At 68.1% G+C, this 14,959-nt stretch carries 15 protein-coding genes; 8 read left to right on the forward strand and 7 right to left on the reverse strand.

What is annotated here, in order from left to right; all coding sequences use genetic code 11:
* Positions 1–49: 49 nt before the first annotated feature.
* Both LZ586_RS16665 and LZ586_RS16670 read right to left on the reverse strand, forming a co-directional pair.
* Positions 50–1,621, reverse strand: coding sequence for a DUF4139 domain-containing protein (locus LZ586_RS16665; RefSeq protein ID WP_235077435.1), 1,572 nt, complete (start codon positions 1,619–1,621; stop codon positions 50–52).
* Positions 1,555–2,937: a DUF4139 domain-containing protein gene (locus LZ586_RS16670; protein WP_235077436.1), complete on the reverse strand. Its 1,383-nt coding sequence runs from the start codon at positions 2,935–2,937 to the stop codon at positions 1,555–1,557. The genes LZ586_RS16665 and LZ586_RS16670 overlap by 67 nt, the downstream gene beginning before the upstream one ends.
* A 147-nt stretch (positions 2,938–3,084) precedes the next feature.
* Here LZ586_RS16670 and LZ586_RS16675 point away from each other — a divergent pair, with 147 nt between their 5' ends.
* Entirely contained in the window at positions 3,085–3,312 is a 228-nt protein-coding gene (locus LZ586_RS16675) for a hypothetical protein (protein WP_235077437.1), read from the forward strand.
* Positions 3,313–3,480: 168 nt separating this feature from the next.
* Here LZ586_RS16675 and LZ586_RS16680 read toward each other — a convergent pair whose 3' ends face one another.
* On the reverse strand, positions 3,481–4,002 hold the full coding sequence (locus tag LZ586_RS16680; RefSeq protein ID WP_235077438.1) for a glycine zipper 2TM domain-containing protein: 522 nt from the start codon (positions 4,000–4,002) through the stop codon (positions 3,481–3,483).
* A 98-nt stretch (positions 4,003–4,100) separates the two neighbouring features.
* Positions 4,101–4,925 (reverse strand): class I mannose-6-phosphate isomerase, encoded by an 825-nt coding sequence (locus LZ586_RS16685; RefSeq protein ID WP_235077439.1) that lies wholly within the window; start codon positions 4,923–4,925, stop codon positions 4,101–4,103.
* Between the two features lie 122 nt (positions 4,926–5,047).
* Between LZ586_RS16685 and LZ586_RS16690 the strand changes: the two genes are divergently transcribed.
* The 4 genes from LZ586_RS16690 to LZ586_RS16705 all read left to right on the forward strand — a co-directional run bounded on the left by LZ586_RS16690 (position 5,048) and on the right by LZ586_RS16705 (position 8,503).
* Complete coding sequence (locus LZ586_RS16690; RefSeq protein WP_235077440.1) at positions 5,048–5,932, forward strand: outer membrane protein assembly factor BamD; 885 nt, start codon at positions 5,048–5,050, stop codon at positions 5,930–5,932.
* A gap of 54 nt (positions 5,933–5,986) precedes the next feature.
* Positions 5,987–7,648, forward strand: coding sequence for a DNA repair protein RecN (recN, locus tag LZ586_RS16695; RefSeq protein WP_235077441.1), 1,662 nt, complete (start codon positions 5,987–5,989; stop codon positions 7,646–7,648).
* Positions 7,649–7,712: 64 nt separating this feature from the next.
* On the forward strand, positions 7,713–7,994 hold the full coding sequence (locus LZ586_RS16700; RefSeq protein ID WP_235077442.1) for a hypothetical protein: 282 nt from the start codon (positions 7,713–7,715) through the stop codon (positions 7,992–7,994).
* A 149-nt stretch (positions 7,995–8,143) separates the two neighbouring features.
* Positions 8,144–8,503, forward strand: coding sequence for a hypothetical protein (locus tag LZ586_RS16705; protein ID WP_235077443.1), 360 nt, complete (start codon positions 8,144–8,146; stop codon positions 8,501–8,503).
* 100 nt (positions 8,504–8,603) lie between these two features.
* On the opposite strand, the gene LZ586_RS16710 is transcribed toward LZ586_RS16705, so the two are convergent.
* Both LZ586_RS16710 and LZ586_RS16715 read right to left on the reverse strand, forming a co-directional pair.
* The gene (locus LZ586_RS16710) at positions 8,604–9,587 is read right to left on the reverse strand and encodes a cell wall hydrolase (protein ID WP_235077444.1); all 984 of its coding nucleotides are present in this window, start codon (positions 9,585–9,587) and stop codon (positions 8,604–8,606) included.
* Positions 9,588–9,742: 155 nt separating this feature from the next.
* Positions 9,743–11,719: a sulfatase-like hydrolase/transferase gene (locus tag LZ586_RS16715; RefSeq protein ID WP_235077445.1), complete on the reverse strand. Its 1,977-nt coding sequence runs from the start codon at positions 11,717–11,719 to the stop codon at positions 9,743–9,745.
* 449 nt (positions 11,720–12,168) lie between these two features.
* Between LZ586_RS16715 and LZ586_RS16720 the strand changes: the two genes are divergently transcribed.
* Positions 12,169–12,969: a class I SAM-dependent methyltransferase gene (locus tag LZ586_RS16720; RefSeq protein WP_235077446.1), complete on the forward strand. Its 801-nt coding sequence runs from the start codon at positions 12,169–12,171 to the stop codon at positions 12,967–12,969.
* 22 nt (positions 12,970–12,991) lie between these two features.
* On the opposite strand, the gene tgt is transcribed toward LZ586_RS16720, so the two are convergent.
* Positions 12,992–14,131: a tRNA guanosine(34) transglycosylase Tgt gene (gene tgt / locus LZ586_RS16725; RefSeq protein ID WP_235077447.1), complete on the reverse strand. Its 1,140-nt coding sequence runs from the start codon at positions 14,129–14,131 to the stop codon at positions 12,992–12,994.
* Between the two features lie 43 nt (positions 14,132–14,174).
* On the opposite strand from tgt, the gene LZ586_RS16730 reads away from it, so the two are divergent.
* Entirely contained in the window at positions 14,175–14,789 is a 615-nt protein-coding gene (locus tag LZ586_RS16730) for a cupin domain-containing protein (protein WP_235077448.1), read from the forward strand.
* Positions 14,790–14,800: 11 nt separating this feature from the next.
* Complete coding sequence (locus LZ586_RS16735) at positions 14,801–14,956, forward strand: hypothetical protein (protein WP_235077449.1); 156 nt, start codon at positions 14,801–14,803, stop codon at positions 14,954–14,956.
* Positions 14,957–14,959: the final 3 nt, after the last annotated feature.

Raw genomic sequence — 14,959 nt, forward strand, 5'->3', positions numbered from 1 at the left:
GGCCGCGCCCCTAGCAGGCTAGCGCCCTCAGCCCAAGCGCCGCCTGCTTTCAGTAGCGATAGCGCAACTCCGCCTGCCCGCCTGGCGGCACGATGACGGTCCAGGTGGCGATACCGTCGACGAGTCGCAGCTCCTGGCTTTCGCCCGTGATCTTCTGCCCCGCGCCACCGATCGGCAGCTCGGCCGTCACCGCAAAGCGATTGGCGTTGGTGACGCGCAGCACCGCCTGGTTGTCGCCCGGCACCGTCTGCTCGACCAGAACCTGGCTGCTGATCCCTGCCGCCAGCCGCAGCGTCTCGCCCACTGCGCGGTCCTTCATCGTCCCAAGCCCGAGCAACAGCCGCTGGTCGCCGCGCGGCGCATACAGCGCGGTGTCACCCGCCGGCAGCGGCACCCCGAGTCCCGCATCCTTCTGGTTCGCGAGCACCAGCACGATCTCGGTAGTAGCCGCGTCGATCTTCTGCCCCGGCCAGACCGCCCGCCGATAGCGCCGCGCGAACGGCACGCGCGGCTGCGACAAAAGCGCCACTTGCTTCTGCGCACGCGCGGCGACCGTCACCCGCTCAGGCACGCGGTATAGCTTCAGGTCCCCAAGGTCCTCCGGTGGCGGGGCCGGCTCGGGCGTCGGTGCGGGCGGAGCGTACATCGTCACCGGCTCGGCGACCATCCGGCTGCCGGTAACGACGATTTCGTCGGCCTCTTCGAACCGCTGCTCGCGCAAGTCCGACGTAGTGGTGCCCAGCGGGAAGCAGGTGAGCCGCAAGGCCGACACCGCACGCTCCAGCACAGGAGTCGCCACGCGGTTCAGCCGCCCGGCCACTGCCTGCACCTCCGCACCGGCGAACCTCTCGGGATTGCCATTGGCGAGCGTCAGCCAGGCGAACAGCCCGAAGCTTTCCCCGTCCGCGGCCATCGTTGCGACATAGCTCGCCCGCCAATCGAAGCCGGAGGCCAGGTAGCTGAGCTTGACCGTCACCGTCTGCGCCCGCGCGCTGGTGGTGGTCACGCTCAGCACCGGCTTGGCCGACAGCCCTGCGGGCACGCCGTCATAGGTCAGCCTCTCGGGCAGGCCCGAGCAGCGCAGCGCCTCGATCCCGTTCTTCGTGCGCAGGATCACGCCGGGGGAGGGGCCGGCGACCACCGTCGCCTCCTCGCGCACCTGCCGCCCGGTTGCCTTGTCGGTGCGGGTTAGGGTCACTTGCCGCCCCAGCGTCCCGTCGATCAGCGAGGCGGGCGACAACAGCCGCGCGTCCCTGTTCTTCTCGATCGTGCCCCCCGGCAGCCCGTCCACGACGGCACTGACCGGGACGATCCCTTCGGCGACGCCTTCGAACCGCACCACCGATGGTCCGCGCGGCAGTTTCACGCGCCGCGTTTCGGTGACCATCGCGAAGCCAGCCAGATAGCGCAGGTCGATCGCTCCGCCGCCATTGGGCGCCCGGTACACGGTGAGCGACACGCGCTCGGGCGCCGGCGACGTGACGGTCTGCGCCTCCGCGCCTCCCGCCGCCGTCCCGACGGCGATCAGCGCCTGAAGGGCTCGCCGCCACATGCTCAGAAACGGGTGTCGAACGTCGCGGTGACCACCGTTTCCCCATTTGCCGGTACGGGCACTTGCCATGTCATCGTTCCGGCGTCGGTCCGCTCGCCCTTGCGGCTATCCTCGATCACGCGCGTATCGCCCCATTGCAGCCCGCTCTGCACCAGTTCTACCGTCACGGACCGCGCCCGCGCATTGGTCAGGCGGTACCGCATCTGCGTGCGCCAGCGGTCGCCCGAGATCCGGGTGCGCGATACGGTGGTCGGCTGCACCTTCACGTCAAAGGCGTCGCCGGTCGGCAGCGCGATGGTCGACCCCTGCGGCGTATGGCCGATCACGTTCTCGCCGGTGAATTGCGGCTGCCCACGCGCATCTCGGACATAGACGCGCACCGTGCCGCTGGGGAGCGCATCGCCCAGGCCGGCCGCGCCCGAATTGGCGAAGCGCAGTACCGACTGGGCGCTGCGCGGTTCTTCCGAACTGCCCAGCCAGCCATTCTCGAAGCGGTAGGCCGAACTTGCCGTCGCACCCTTCACGTCCAGGAAGCTGACTTGCTTGGTCTGCTTGTCGGCGATCGTGGTGCGCTCGGCCAGCGGGTACAGATAGAAATCACCCAGCTGCTCGCGATTGGCGCTCTCCGTGCCCGGCCTTACGCGCGTGATCACCCGCGGCTGGCGCGGACGGTACATGCCCTGGTTCATGCCTTCGCTGCTGCCGACTTCGCCGGCCACCAGCAGCGTCTTGGCATTGCTGAAGGTCGTCCCGCTGGTGTTGCGCAGCGTCACCCAGCCTTGGACGTCGATCCTGCCGCTCTTGTCGTCGAACAGGGCGACGTAATCCGCGCTCCACCCCAGTCCGCGGCTGAGATAGGACAGTGCGGCAGGACGCGCGCCGGCGCGGGTGCTTGCCAGCATGACCGACAGGGTAGGGCGCGCGCGCAGCGATTCGGGCACCCGATCGAACACCGCACGCACCGGCAGCCCGTCGTCCCGCAGCACTTCGATACGGCCGCCGATGTCGAGCACCACGCCGCCATTCACTGCCAACACCCGCGCCCGTTCGCGCGTCTCGGCGCCGGTCGCGGGGTTGGTGCGCACCAGCGTGATCGTCTCGCCGACTGCCTTTTCCATCAGGCTCGACGGGCTGAGCAGGTCATAGTCGAAATTCTGCTCGACGATTTGCGCGTCCGGAACCGCCAGCGACACGGTCTCGGGCCGGATCGCGGCGCTGACGTCGGGAAAGCTCTGCTGCACCCGCCCGTTCGCCAGGTTCAGCGTCCGCACGTCCTGCACCAGCGCGACATCGTTGTTGTAGATCGTAACCGACACGTCGCCCTGAGCGTTAGGGCCGGTCGCTGCTTGCGGCGCTTCCTGAGCGACTGCGGGCAGGGGAAGCATCAATGCCGCACAAAGCCCACCGACCGACCGCCGCATCGCATTCCCCCTACGCTGTTTCGGGCATCATGCCGCGTAGACCCGATGCTGGCAACGCGGCAGTCGGCGTCCTATCTTGCCAGTACACCCCCATGGGGCCATATCCCGGTCATGCTGAATATCCTTTCGATCCTCATCGGCCTCGTGGCGCTGCCCTTCACGCTGGTCGGTATCATCCCTTTTCCGCTGATCCCGATGTTCAACTGGGTCGCGCTGCCGATCGCGGTGGTCGGCACGGTGGTGGGCATGATGTCGCGCAGCAACGCCGGCCGGAACTTCAATCTGGTGCTGCTGGTGGTCAGCGGCCTGCGCGTGATGCTGACCGGCGGCCTGATCTAGGCAACGCCGCGGATCGTACCTAGCCACCGCGTCACCCGGCCTTGAGCCGGGGTCCCGCTGACCTGGTAGGACAGAGAGTTTCGACCGCTCCTGTGCGTTTCCATAGACCGACGCAAAGAAGCCCGGCGGTTTCCCGCCGGGCTCCCTCTCGCCTGCGTGGCAGAGCGTTTAGCGGCAGCGCACGTTGCCGCGGTCGACCGACGAGCCCAGCGCCGCACCGGCGGCTGCACCCAGCAGCGTGCCGAGGGTAGCCGAACGGCCGTTGGACAAGGTGTTGCCCAGCAGGCCACCCGCGACGCCGCCGACGATCAGGCCGGTGGTGCCGTCATTGCGGCGGCAGTAATATTGCCCGTTACGGCCGCGATAGATCCGGTCGTTCCGGCTCAGGCGGCGCTCCTGATAATAGCGGCCGTCGCGATAATATTGGTCGGCATAATAAGCGCGCTGACCGGGGCCCGGACGATTGTAATCGTAGTTGCGGTAGCGGCGCCAATCCTCGCGGCCCTGGCGGGTGTCGCGGCGGTCATAACGGTCGCGCCGATCGCGGCGGTCGTCGCGGTCACGCCAGTCCTGCGGAGCGGCGGCAGTGACGGCAGCGGCGCTGACCATCGTCGCGGTGCCTGCCGAAGCGGCAGGGATGGCTGCGGGCATGGTGATGGCAGCCAGCGTGGCGGCAAGAATGAAACGCATCGTGCGGCTCCTGTCGTTGTCGATGCGGTATGAACGTGCCGTCCGCGCGGACAGTTGCGTGAACGGGAAACTACCTCCCGTTCACCGTGCGTGCAGCATCAGATCCGCGTGTCGCCCGGATAGGCGAACAACAAGTCGCTGCCCATTTCGGCATGCAGCTCGCATTCGCCTTGCAGCGTCACGCATTCGCCTGCTCGGAACGCCACGCCGTCGACCACGCCTTCGCCAGTCACCGGGATCAGCCAGCCGGTCTTGCCTGCGGGCAGGCTGAGCTTGCGGTGCCCGCCTTCCCAGCGCTCGAGCACGAACTTGGGGCCTTCCACCAGGATGGTGCGGTCGTCGGCGACCTTGCCCGGCATCGGGTGCGGCACGAACGGCCGCGCGTCCGCCACCGCGACGCCGTCGTTCAGGTGCAGCTCGCGCGGGCGGCCATAATCGTACAGCCGATAGGTGGTCTCGCTGTTCTGCTGGGTCTCGATCAGGGTGATGCCCGCGCCGATCGCGTGCACCGTGCCGGAGGGCGCGTAGAAGAAGTCGCCGGCCTTTACCGGCTTCCAGTCGAGCAGTTCCTCGATCGACCCGTCCAGCGCGGCGGCGCGCAGCGTCTCGGCGTCGACCGGAGCCTTGGTGCCCAGCGCGATGGTCGAATCGGGCTCGGCCGCCAGGATCACCCAGCACTCGTCCTTGCCGCGCGGCAGACCGCGCGCATGCGCCTGCGCGTCATCGGGGTGCACCTGCACCGACAGCTTCTCGGACGTGAACAGATATTTGATCAGCAGGTCCGGGGTGCTGTCGCCGGGCGTCTGGAACCAGACCTCGCCCACCGGCTCGCCATCGGCAGCGGGATCGGTGAAGCCGGGATACAGCTTGTGGCGCCCCCACGGTTTCTCGACGCGATGAGTTGCAAGCAGGGTCGCGGTCACGATGGTTCTCCGGGTTCTGAGCGCAGGTTTCGCCCGCCACCTAGCCTCTCTGGACCTTCCGCCGCAATCCGGCCCTGAAAAGGATTGTTTGACGCCATGGCCCTCGGCTAAGACCCAAACCCATGCGTACCTCCCTGTCGCGCGCCGCCGCGCTCGTGCTTCTCCCGGTCCTCGCTTTCTCCGCCGCCGGCTGCGCCCGCCGCGGGGGTAGCAACGCCGACCTGCCTTATGTCGCGCGCGACGTCGGCACGCTCTATTCGGCCGGCAAGGACCGGCTGGATCGCCGCCAGTACAAGCTGGCCGCGGCGCTGTTCGACGAAGTCGAGCGCCAGCATCCTTATTCGATCTGGGCGCGCCGCGCGCAGCTGATGGGGGCGTTCAGCTACTATCTGAACCAGGACTATGCCCAGGCGATCGCCTCGGCGCAGCGCTTCCTGGCGGTTCACCCGGGCAACCGCGACGCGCCTTACGCTTATTACCTCATCGGCCTTTCTTATTACGAGCAGATCTCGGACGTCACCCGCGATCAGAAGATCACCCAGCAGGCCCTCGACTCGCTCGGCGAGCTGACCCGCCGCTATCCCAACACCCGCTACGCCGCCGACGCGCGGCTCAAGATGGACCTGGTCCGCGACCACCTCGCCGGCAAGGAAATGGAAATCGGTCGCTTCTACCAGCGCCGGGGCCAGTGGCTCGCCTCCACCGGCCGCTTCCGCGCCGTGGTGGACAATTACCAGATGACCACGCACGTGCCCGAAGCGCTGCTGCGTCTGACCGAGAGTTACATGAACCTCGGCCTGCCGACCGAAGCGAACAAGGCGGCCGCCGTGCTCGGTGCCAACTATCCTGGCACCGACTGGTACAAGCGGGCCTATGACGTGATGCAGGACAACCGCGAGAAGCTGACCCAGGCGCAGGCCGAGGCGGACGCTCCGGCGCCAGCTCCCGCGCCGACGCCCGCCCCGACACCCACCCCCGCGCAGCCTCAGGTGACACCGGCCGGTTGAAAAGCGGGCGTGACGGCTTCCGTTCGCGCTGTGTTCCTGCGATAAGCCGCGGCGATGCTGACGGCGCTCTCCATCCGCGACGTGGTCCTGATCGAGGCGTTGGACCTCGAATTCGGGACGGGTCTTGGCGTGCTCACCGGCGAAACCGGCGCGGGCAAGTCGATCCTGCTCGACGCGCTCGGCCTGGCGCTCGGCGCGCGCGGCGATAGCGGGCTCGTTCGCCAGGGCGCGGCGCAGGCGGTGGTCACCGCCAGCTTCGACACCCCGGCGCAGGATGGCGCCATCGCCAACCTCCTTGCCCAGAACGGCCTGGAGCTCGAACCCGGCGAACCGCTGCTGATCCGCCGCATCGTCAAGGCCGATGGCGGCAGCCGCGCCTTCGTCAACGATCAGGCCGCATCCGCCGGGCTGCTGCGCGAACTCGCCCCGCATCTGGTCGAGATCCACGGCCAGCATGACGATCGCGGCCTGCTCAACGCGCGCGGCCACCGCGCGATGCTCGACCTCTTCGCACGACTCGATACCGGCGCCATCGCAATCGCCCACCGCGCTTGGCGCCAGGCCGAGGACGCGCTCGCGGTTGCCCGGGCCGAACAGGAACTCGCCGAGCGCGACCGCGAATGGCTCGAACATGCCGTCGCCGAACTGCGCGGCCTCGCACCCGAACCAGGCGAGGAGGAGCGCCTCGCCGACCGTCGCGCCACCATGCAGCGTGGCGAAAAGATCGCCACCGAACTCCAGTCGATCGCCGAACTGCTCGACGGCTCCGAAGGCGGCCTCAGCCAATTCCGCCAGGCCGCGCGCATCCTCGAACGCATCGCCGAGGGGCATGACGCCCTGGCCGAGGCGCTCGCCGCGATCGACCGCGCGATCACCGAGGCCGCCCTAGCCCAGGACGCGATCGACCAGGCCGGCGATGCGCTCGCCTTCGACCCCGCCGCGCTCGAGGCGGACGAGGCGCGGCTGTTCGAACTGCGCGGCCTGGCCCGCAAGCATCGCGTCCACCCCGACGATCTCTCCGCCCTGCTCGACGATCTCGCCAGCCGCCTGGAGCGCGTCGAGAGCGGCGGCGCCGGCATCGCCAAGCTCGAACGCGCCGTGACGCAGGCGCATACCGCTTATGCCGAAGCCGCCCGCACTCTGTCGCAGGCGCGGCAACAGGCCGCCGCGCGCCTAGACGCCGCGGTGGAAGCCGAACTCAAGCCGCTGAAGCTCGACGCCGCCCGCTTCCGCACCGTGGTCGAGCCGCTCGACCAGGCGCAATGGACCGCCACCGGCATGGACCGCGTCGAGTTCGCCGTCTCGACCAACCCCGGCGCGCCGTTCGCGCCGCTGATCAAGATCGCCTCGGGCGGCGAGCTGTCGCGCTTCATCCTGGCGCTCAAGGTCGCGCTGGCCGAAGAGGGCGGGGCGCGCACGCTGATCTTCGACGAGATCGACCGCGGCGTCGGCGGTGCGGTCGCCAGCGCGATCGGCGACCGTCTCGCGCGGCTTGCCGGCACCGCCCAGGTCCTGGTCGTCACCCACAGCCCGCAGGTCGCGGCGCGCGGCGCCCAGCACCTCCTCATCGCCAAGAGCCATGACGGCATCGTCACCCGCACCGGCGTAACCCCGCTGAGCGACGTGCAGCGCCGTGAGGAAATCGCCCGCATGCTCTCCGGCGCGGAGATCACCGACGAAGCCCGCGCCCAAGCCCAGCGGCTGCTCGCCGCCTGACGCGCCGCCCCGAGGCACCGTTCGCGCCCCCGCGCGTTGTTGCACGACAACGCAGGAGTGGGTCATGGAAATCATCAAGCTTCCGGTAGGGCACACCGCCGCCGAGGATACCGACTGCATCCGCATCCAGGAGCTGCCCGGCGGCAAGTTCGAACTGAACGGCTCGGTGCTGGCGAGCTGCGGCGACGCCGACGCGTTCGAATCGGTCTCGATGGTCGGCAGCGATCCTTATGCTTCTTCGGACGACGCCGAATCGGCCGGGCTCGCCTGGGCCAACGAGCATTGCGTCGAGCGGCTCTACGTCGCCCGCTCCGACGGCACGAAGCCGCTTCCCGACCCGGTGTGAGGCAATTGCGGCGGCCAAGATGAACGGTCGCTCCGGAGATGCGACAAACTGCGACATAAAAGCGCCGGTTGCGGGACATTCCCGACACAGCGACGGTTCATTACCTCCTTCAGGCCGCCCACGCGGCCCGGTTCAAGAAGGAGCGTTTTATGCAGAAGTTCGCACTCATGCTCGCAGGCCTCGGCATCGCCGCCGCCACGGTTCCCGCCGCCGCCATCGCGGCGCCCGCACCCGCTTTTGCTCAGGCAGGCTGGCAGAACATCAACGCCCGCCAGGCACGACTGGAGACGCGCATCAACCAGGGCATCCGCTCGGGCGCGCTGAACCGCAACGAAGCGACGCGGCTCCGCAACGACTTCCGCGCGCTGTCGCGCCTCGAGGCGCAGTATCGCCGCTCGCGCCCCGGCCTGACGGTGGCCGAGCGCCGCGATCTCGATCGCCGCTTCGACGCGCTTTCGGCGCGGGTCCGCGTCGAGAAGAACGACCGCCAGCACAATCGCCGCCACTAATCAGAGCCGAGCTGCTCCCTCGCGGTTGAGGGACAAGGGCTAGGTTCGGCACCCGTCGGGGCTCGGTGCTCCGGCGGGTGCTTTCGTGTCGGAGCGACTATCACCGGATCGGCTTGCCGCTGTCCTTCCACTTGTCGAGGATCTGCGACTCGCCCCCTGCCGCATACGCGTCGGTAACCGCGCCGCTCTCGGCATAGGCAGGCTGTACCCGCTCCACCGGCGTCGCCACCGGCTTCGCGGCCACCGCCACCGGCACCGTGCTCACTGCGGCCACCGGCGCCGGGATAAGCCCGGCCATCGCCGGCACCGCCACCGGCGCATGCGGCGCAGGGTACGGCTCGCCGCCATGATAGGCCTGGCCGAACGCCGCCGCCGTGCCCCACCAGCCTTTCCAGCGGTGAAAGAAATGCGCTCCGAACACGCCGGTCATCACCAGGCTGCGGTTCCACGACGGCGTCACGGCATAGGTATGGTAATGCGTCGCCAGCCCGACCGGCGCGAACACGCTGCCCGCCAGCGCCGCCGCGGCGACGCCCTGCGCCCGCATCCAGGCGCTACGCGACGGCACTCGGGCCATTGCTCCATCGCAGGCGAAGCTGAACTGGCATCCGCGCCGCTCCGACCCCTGATACACCACGCCGCACACCGTTGCGGGAAAAGCGGAGTGCCGCACGCGGTTCAGCACCACCTGCGCCACCGCGCGCTGCCCGTCATCGGGCTCGCTCGCCGCTTCGTAATAGATCGCGCTGGTCAGGCACTGCAGCGCGCGCACGCGATCCTGCGTCGTGCCGGCGAGCCGAAACGGCTGTGCCGGCCGCACCGATCCGTCGCCCATTATAGCGGCGGAGGCCGCTACCGGCAGCGCGGGCAGGGCGATGGTGCCTGTCGTTCCCGCCGCCACTGCGGCATCGTCGTCAACGGCATTGAACAGCGCGGCGCCGGGGAAATGATCCTCGGCCTCATATCCGCTGGGGTTCGCCTCGGCGGACACCGCCACCGGCTCGGGCGATTGCAGCGCCTGCGCGGAAAAGCCGGCGCCGATCGCCGAGACCATCAGTCCCGCCGCCAGCCCCCGCATCTGCATTCGCGTGAATCGCCGCCAGGCCAAACAACATCTCCAACGCACCGGACAGGTGCGGACGGCAGCCCATATATCGTGCTTCCAACTGTCCTTCGCCCCCGGATTTCCGCCCGTCCCGGCGCGAAACAGTCTATGGTTAAGATAAGCCTTTGCGGCGCTCAGTGCCCTTGATGCTGCCGCCACCGCGCGCTTCCCCATGCCCGCAGCAACAGGTCGGCGCGCGCGCGGTCGGCGCTCCCCGGCGGCAATGCGGCATAATCCTGGTGCAGGCCGCGTTCCTCGAACCACACCGTCTGATTTTCCAGGTCGAAGCTGGTGCTCAGCCCGCCCGGCTGGACCATGCCGATCGCCGCCGGGGCATCCAGCGTGCCGATATAGCGCAGCACCGGAGCGCGCCGGCGAACGCCCGCGCGGTCACCCGCCAGCACTCGGCGCAGCAGCCCGCGATAGTCGCTCAGCCCCATCGGCGCGGACAGGTCGACGCCCGGCTCGCTGATCACCAGCGGGATGTGCGTCTGGGTGCGGTTGATGCGGTGGCCGTGACCCAGGAACCCGTCCTCGAACAGCGATTCGCCATGGTCGGCGGTCACCACCAGCAAGGTGTCCTGCCACACCCCCAGAGCCTTCAGCCGCGCGATGACGTCGCCGATCCGCGCGTCGGAATAGGCGACTGCGTTCCAATAGGTCGGCGCCAGTGCCGCGCGGTGCGCCGCGTCGATCTGGTCGCGCGGCAGCGGGTTCGGCTCGATCCGGTCCACCATGCCCGGATGATGATATGGGAAATGCGGCGACTGGAAGTTGAAGTAGAGGAAGGTCGGTTGCTGCCACCCCTTGGCGCCGATCCGTTGATCGAACTGCGCCAGCAGCTTGGCTTCATCGACCAGCAGCGATCCTTGCGCGGCGAAGCCGAACGCGCGGTCGGCCTTCAGCGTCTCCGCGTCGGCGAACACATCGCTCGTCGCCCGCATGCCGGTGACTTGCGAGATGTCGCCGAAGTCCTCGGGCTGGCCGGAGAATACCCCGATCCGATAGCCGGCAGCCTTCAAGTCTCGGAACAGCGACGGCGCGCCGACGCGCGGCTCATACTGCCCCGAGAACAGGCTCTTGAGCGATGCGGTGGTGAAACCGACATGGCTATACGCCTCGGGCGCCATGCTGCCCGCCTGCGCCAGCGCCTCCAGGTTCGGCGCGACCACCTTGCCGTTGACGCGCTTGCCGATCACGTCGCCGCGCGTGCTTTCCAGCACGATCAGCACCAGATGGCGTGGACGCTTGGGCAGGGGCGGGAGCGCAGGCGCGGAATCCGCCTCCAGCAGGTTCAGGTCGCCGCCGATGCCGTCTTCGTCCACGCCGTTGCCCGGAATATCGAGCGCCAACGGATAGCGCGTACCGTCGAACGGCGCCGGATCGCGCAGCGCCGAGAACCAGCTATAGCCGTCACCATCGAAATCGGTCAGCCGGTTGAGCCCCATGCCGATCGTGCTGGTGGCATTCATCCGTCCTACGGCGTGGCGCACATCGGGCTTCCCGTTCGCCGCGAGCAGCAGCGCCGGCACCAGCACCGCCAGCACCAGCAGCGTGCGCCATTCCAGCGCGGCTGCGGCGATCCGATCGGTGGCTGGCGTGAAGCGGCGGATCAGCAGCAGGCAGACCAGCCAGGCCAGGATCGCACCGCCCAGGATCTGCGCGATCAGTGCGCCTTCGCTCAACCCGAACAACGCCGCATCGACCAGGCTGCCGCCGCCCAGATTGGCCAGCAGCTGAAACGACACCGCGTCGCTGAAGTAACTGAGCAGCTCGAACTTGGCCATGGCGACGGCGATCGCGACCCCGCAGGTGACGAACAGAAAGGTCATCAGCCGCGTCAACCGCCGCGTGCGACCGTTCATCAGCACGAAGATCAGCAGATAGGCGAGGGCGACGTACAGCGCCTGCGCGGCCAGGGCGCAGGCGAGGAACAACGCGACCTCACCCGCACCATCCAGCGCACGCGATTGTCCGAACCCCCCGCCGAACAACCCGTATTTCCGCTCGGCGAGCAGCAGCTCGAATCCCAGCGTGACGAACAGCGCAACGACGACTGCAAGCCGCTCCACCGCCATCTTGCCCATCAGCCCACGAATGGATCCAGCCACGGCAACCGCCCCCCTTGCAGGTGACGCTACCCCAGCACCCCCTCCGTTTCGGTTAATCGCGCAAACGAACAGGCCCAACCAATCCTCCCCTGCAAGGGGAGGGGGACCGCGCCCGCAGGGCGTGGTGGAGGGGTATCCCGCCATCGATAGGCTGACACCCCTCCGTCAGCGCTGCGCGCTGCCACCTCCCCTTGCAGGGGAGGTTGAAAGAAGGGAGGCGGGCTGCCGGCGTAAGTCGCGCAACCCAACGTCAGCCTACCGATCCAACCGGGTTCGATCGACCACGACGCAGCTTTCGCAATCGCCCCCGCGCAACGGCGCCCCGTTTCCGCGACTCCAATCATCCTGCGCTACATGGTATCATCACCGATCTCCCGTGATGCCAAAGCCGGTTGCCCGAGCCCGTAAGTCGAGCCATGATCCCGCATCATCCGCCAGGAGAGCCCTTGATGTCCCGCCCGCTACTCGCATTCGCCTGCATCGCAGCCCTGGGAGCCGGGGGAGCCGCGGCGCAGTCCACGCGCCCGTCCGGGGACATTGCAGCCGCGGTCGCCTCCTCGACGCGGACCCCGGCAAACCGCGAGCGCGACCGGTACCGTCATCCGGTCGAGACGCTGACGTTCTTCGGCGTGAAGCCGACACAGACGGTGGTCGAGTTCCTGCCCGGTGGTGGCTGGTACACCGAGATCCTGGCACCGCTGGTCAAGGGGCGGGGCCACTATGTCGCGCTGGTACCGACATCGCAGGCCGATCGGCTTCGCACCGCGCTGGCGGGCAAGGCCGCGCAATATGGCGACACGCCGGTACATACGGTGGACTTCGCCACCGGCGTGTCGACGATACCCGCCGGGACGGCGGACGTGGTGCTGACCTTCCGCAACGTCCACAACCTCTTGATGCAGGATGATCCCGCCGTGTCCGGCCGGGTGTTCAAGGCATTCTACGCCGCACTCAAGCCGGGCGGCGTGCTGGGCGTCGTCGACCACCGGCTGCCTGAGGACATGGACACCGCGCGGGAAAAGACCAGCGGCTATATCAAGCGCTCTACGGTGGTCCGGCTCGCGCAGGAAGCCGGCTTCCGGCTCGCCGATGAAAGCCGCATCAACGCCAATGCGAAGGACACCCACGATCACCCCAACGGGGTCTGGACGCTCCCCCCGACCTATCAGCTCAAGGATCAGGATCGGGCGAAATACGCCGCGATCGGCGAGAGCGACCGCTTCACGCTGAAGTTCGTCAAGCCGCGCTGAGGGGCGCGGCGGGGAAGGGCGCTCAGCCCTTCTCCGCCGGTCCGCCGCGATAGTCTCGCCGGAAGCAATCGGCGAACGCGGTCAACTGCCCAGCCTCGATCGCCGCGCGCAGGTCGCTCATCAGCGCCTGGTAGAACCAGAGGTTATGCTCGGTCATCAGCATTGCGCCCAGGATCTCGCCCGCGCGCACCAGATGGTGGAGATATGCCCGGCTCCACGTCCCGCACACCGGGCAGCCGCACGCCGGATCGAGCGGACCCTGATCCTCGCCGAACTTGGCGTTGCGGATGTTGATCGGTCCGCCGCGCGTGAACGCCTGGCCGGTTCGCCCGGACCGCGTCGGCAGCACGCAATCGAACATATCGATGCCGCGCTCGACTGCGCCGACGATGTCGTCGGGCTTGCCCACGCCCATCAGGTATCGCGGCTTGGACTCGTCGAGCTGCCCGGGCGCATAGTCGAGCACGCCGAACATCGCCTCCTGGCCCTCGCCGACCGCCAGGCCGCCCACCGCATATCCGTCGAAGCCGATGTCCTTCAGGGCGTCGGCGCTCGACTTGCGCAGCCCCTCATCCAGTGCACCCTGCTGGATTCCGAACAGTGCCGCGCGCTCGGCATGCGCGCCACCCGCGTCGAACCCGGCGCGCGACCGCTTCGCCCAGCGCATCGACCGTTCCATCGCTGCTGCCTGCACCTCGCGGGTCGACGTCGTGGGGACCAGCTCGTCGAACGCCATGACGATGTCGGAGCCGAGCAGCCGCTGGATCTCCATCGACCGCTCGGGGCTGAGCATGTGCTTCGACCCGTCGAGATGCGACTTGAACGCGACGCCTTCTTCCGATCGCTTGGTCAATTCTGACAGGCTCATCACCTGATAGCCGCCGGAATCTGTCAAAATAGGGCGATTCCAGCCCATAAACGCGTGCAAACCGCCCAATCTGTCCATGCGTTCGGCCGTCGGGCGCAGCATCAGGTGATAGGTGTTGCCCAGGATGATGTCGGCACCCGACGCACGCACGTCCTGCGGCTTCATCGCCTTCACCGTGGCGGCGGTGCCGACCGGCATGAAGGCCGGGGTGCGGATCTCGCCGCGCTGCATGGAAATCGTGCCGCGGCGCGCTTTTCCGTCGGTTTTGTGGATGGTGAACTGGAAACGAGGCATGCGCGTTGCCCTAGCGCCGCTAAGGCATCCAAGTCGAGGGAACATGGTCAGCGAAGCCGATCAAAAACTGCGCGAAATGGCCGCGCACCGCGGTCTCAAGCTGGTCCGCTCCAGGCGACGCAAGGAAGGCGGGGATTACGGCCTGTTCGGCCTGCAGGACGCCGAAGGTAAGCCCGTCCTCGGCATAAAAGGCAAAGTGTTATCAGCTACTTACGAAGAGGTTGAGGGCTATCTCCGCGGCCAGCTCCACGCCGACTGGACCCGCTCCGCCGGCCCGCGAAAGAAGACGCTCCAGCGTCAACAAGAGCGTCAGCCACCGCCAAAGCCGCGCTACAAGCCCGACGTCGCCAATCTCCTCAAGCGCCTCCCCGCCGCCAAGTCGGCCGAGGTCTTCACCGATCTCCTCACCCGCCCCACCTTCCGCATCGAGCGCATCGTCTCCAACGGCCAGTCCACCCCCAACGACCAGCCGATGATCCAGGATCGCGACGAATGGGTCCTCCTCCTGGAAGGCGCCGCCGGCATCCGCATCGAAGATTCCGAAATCGTCAGCCTGAGCCCCGGCGATCATCTCCTGATCGCAAAGAACCAACCCCATTGGGTAGCGTGGACCGCAACCGACCGCCCAACCGTTTGGCTCGCGATCCACTTCGACTAAGGAGAGCAATCATGGCCACCAATCCCGGCGACGACGCCGCACCCGGCACCCCCGGCACCGGCGAGAATCTCTGCCCCCGCTGCAACGGCTCCGGCGAGCTGGACGGCGAGACGTGCCCCAATTGCAATGGCAGCGGCAAGGTGATCGAGGGCATCGGCGGCGCCTGACCC

The sequence above is a fragment of the Sphingomonas sp. S2-65 genome (assembly GCF_021513175.1).
Taxonomy (GTDB): Bacteria; Pseudomonadota; Alphaproteobacteria; order Sphingomonadales; family Sphingomonadaceae; genus Sphingomonas.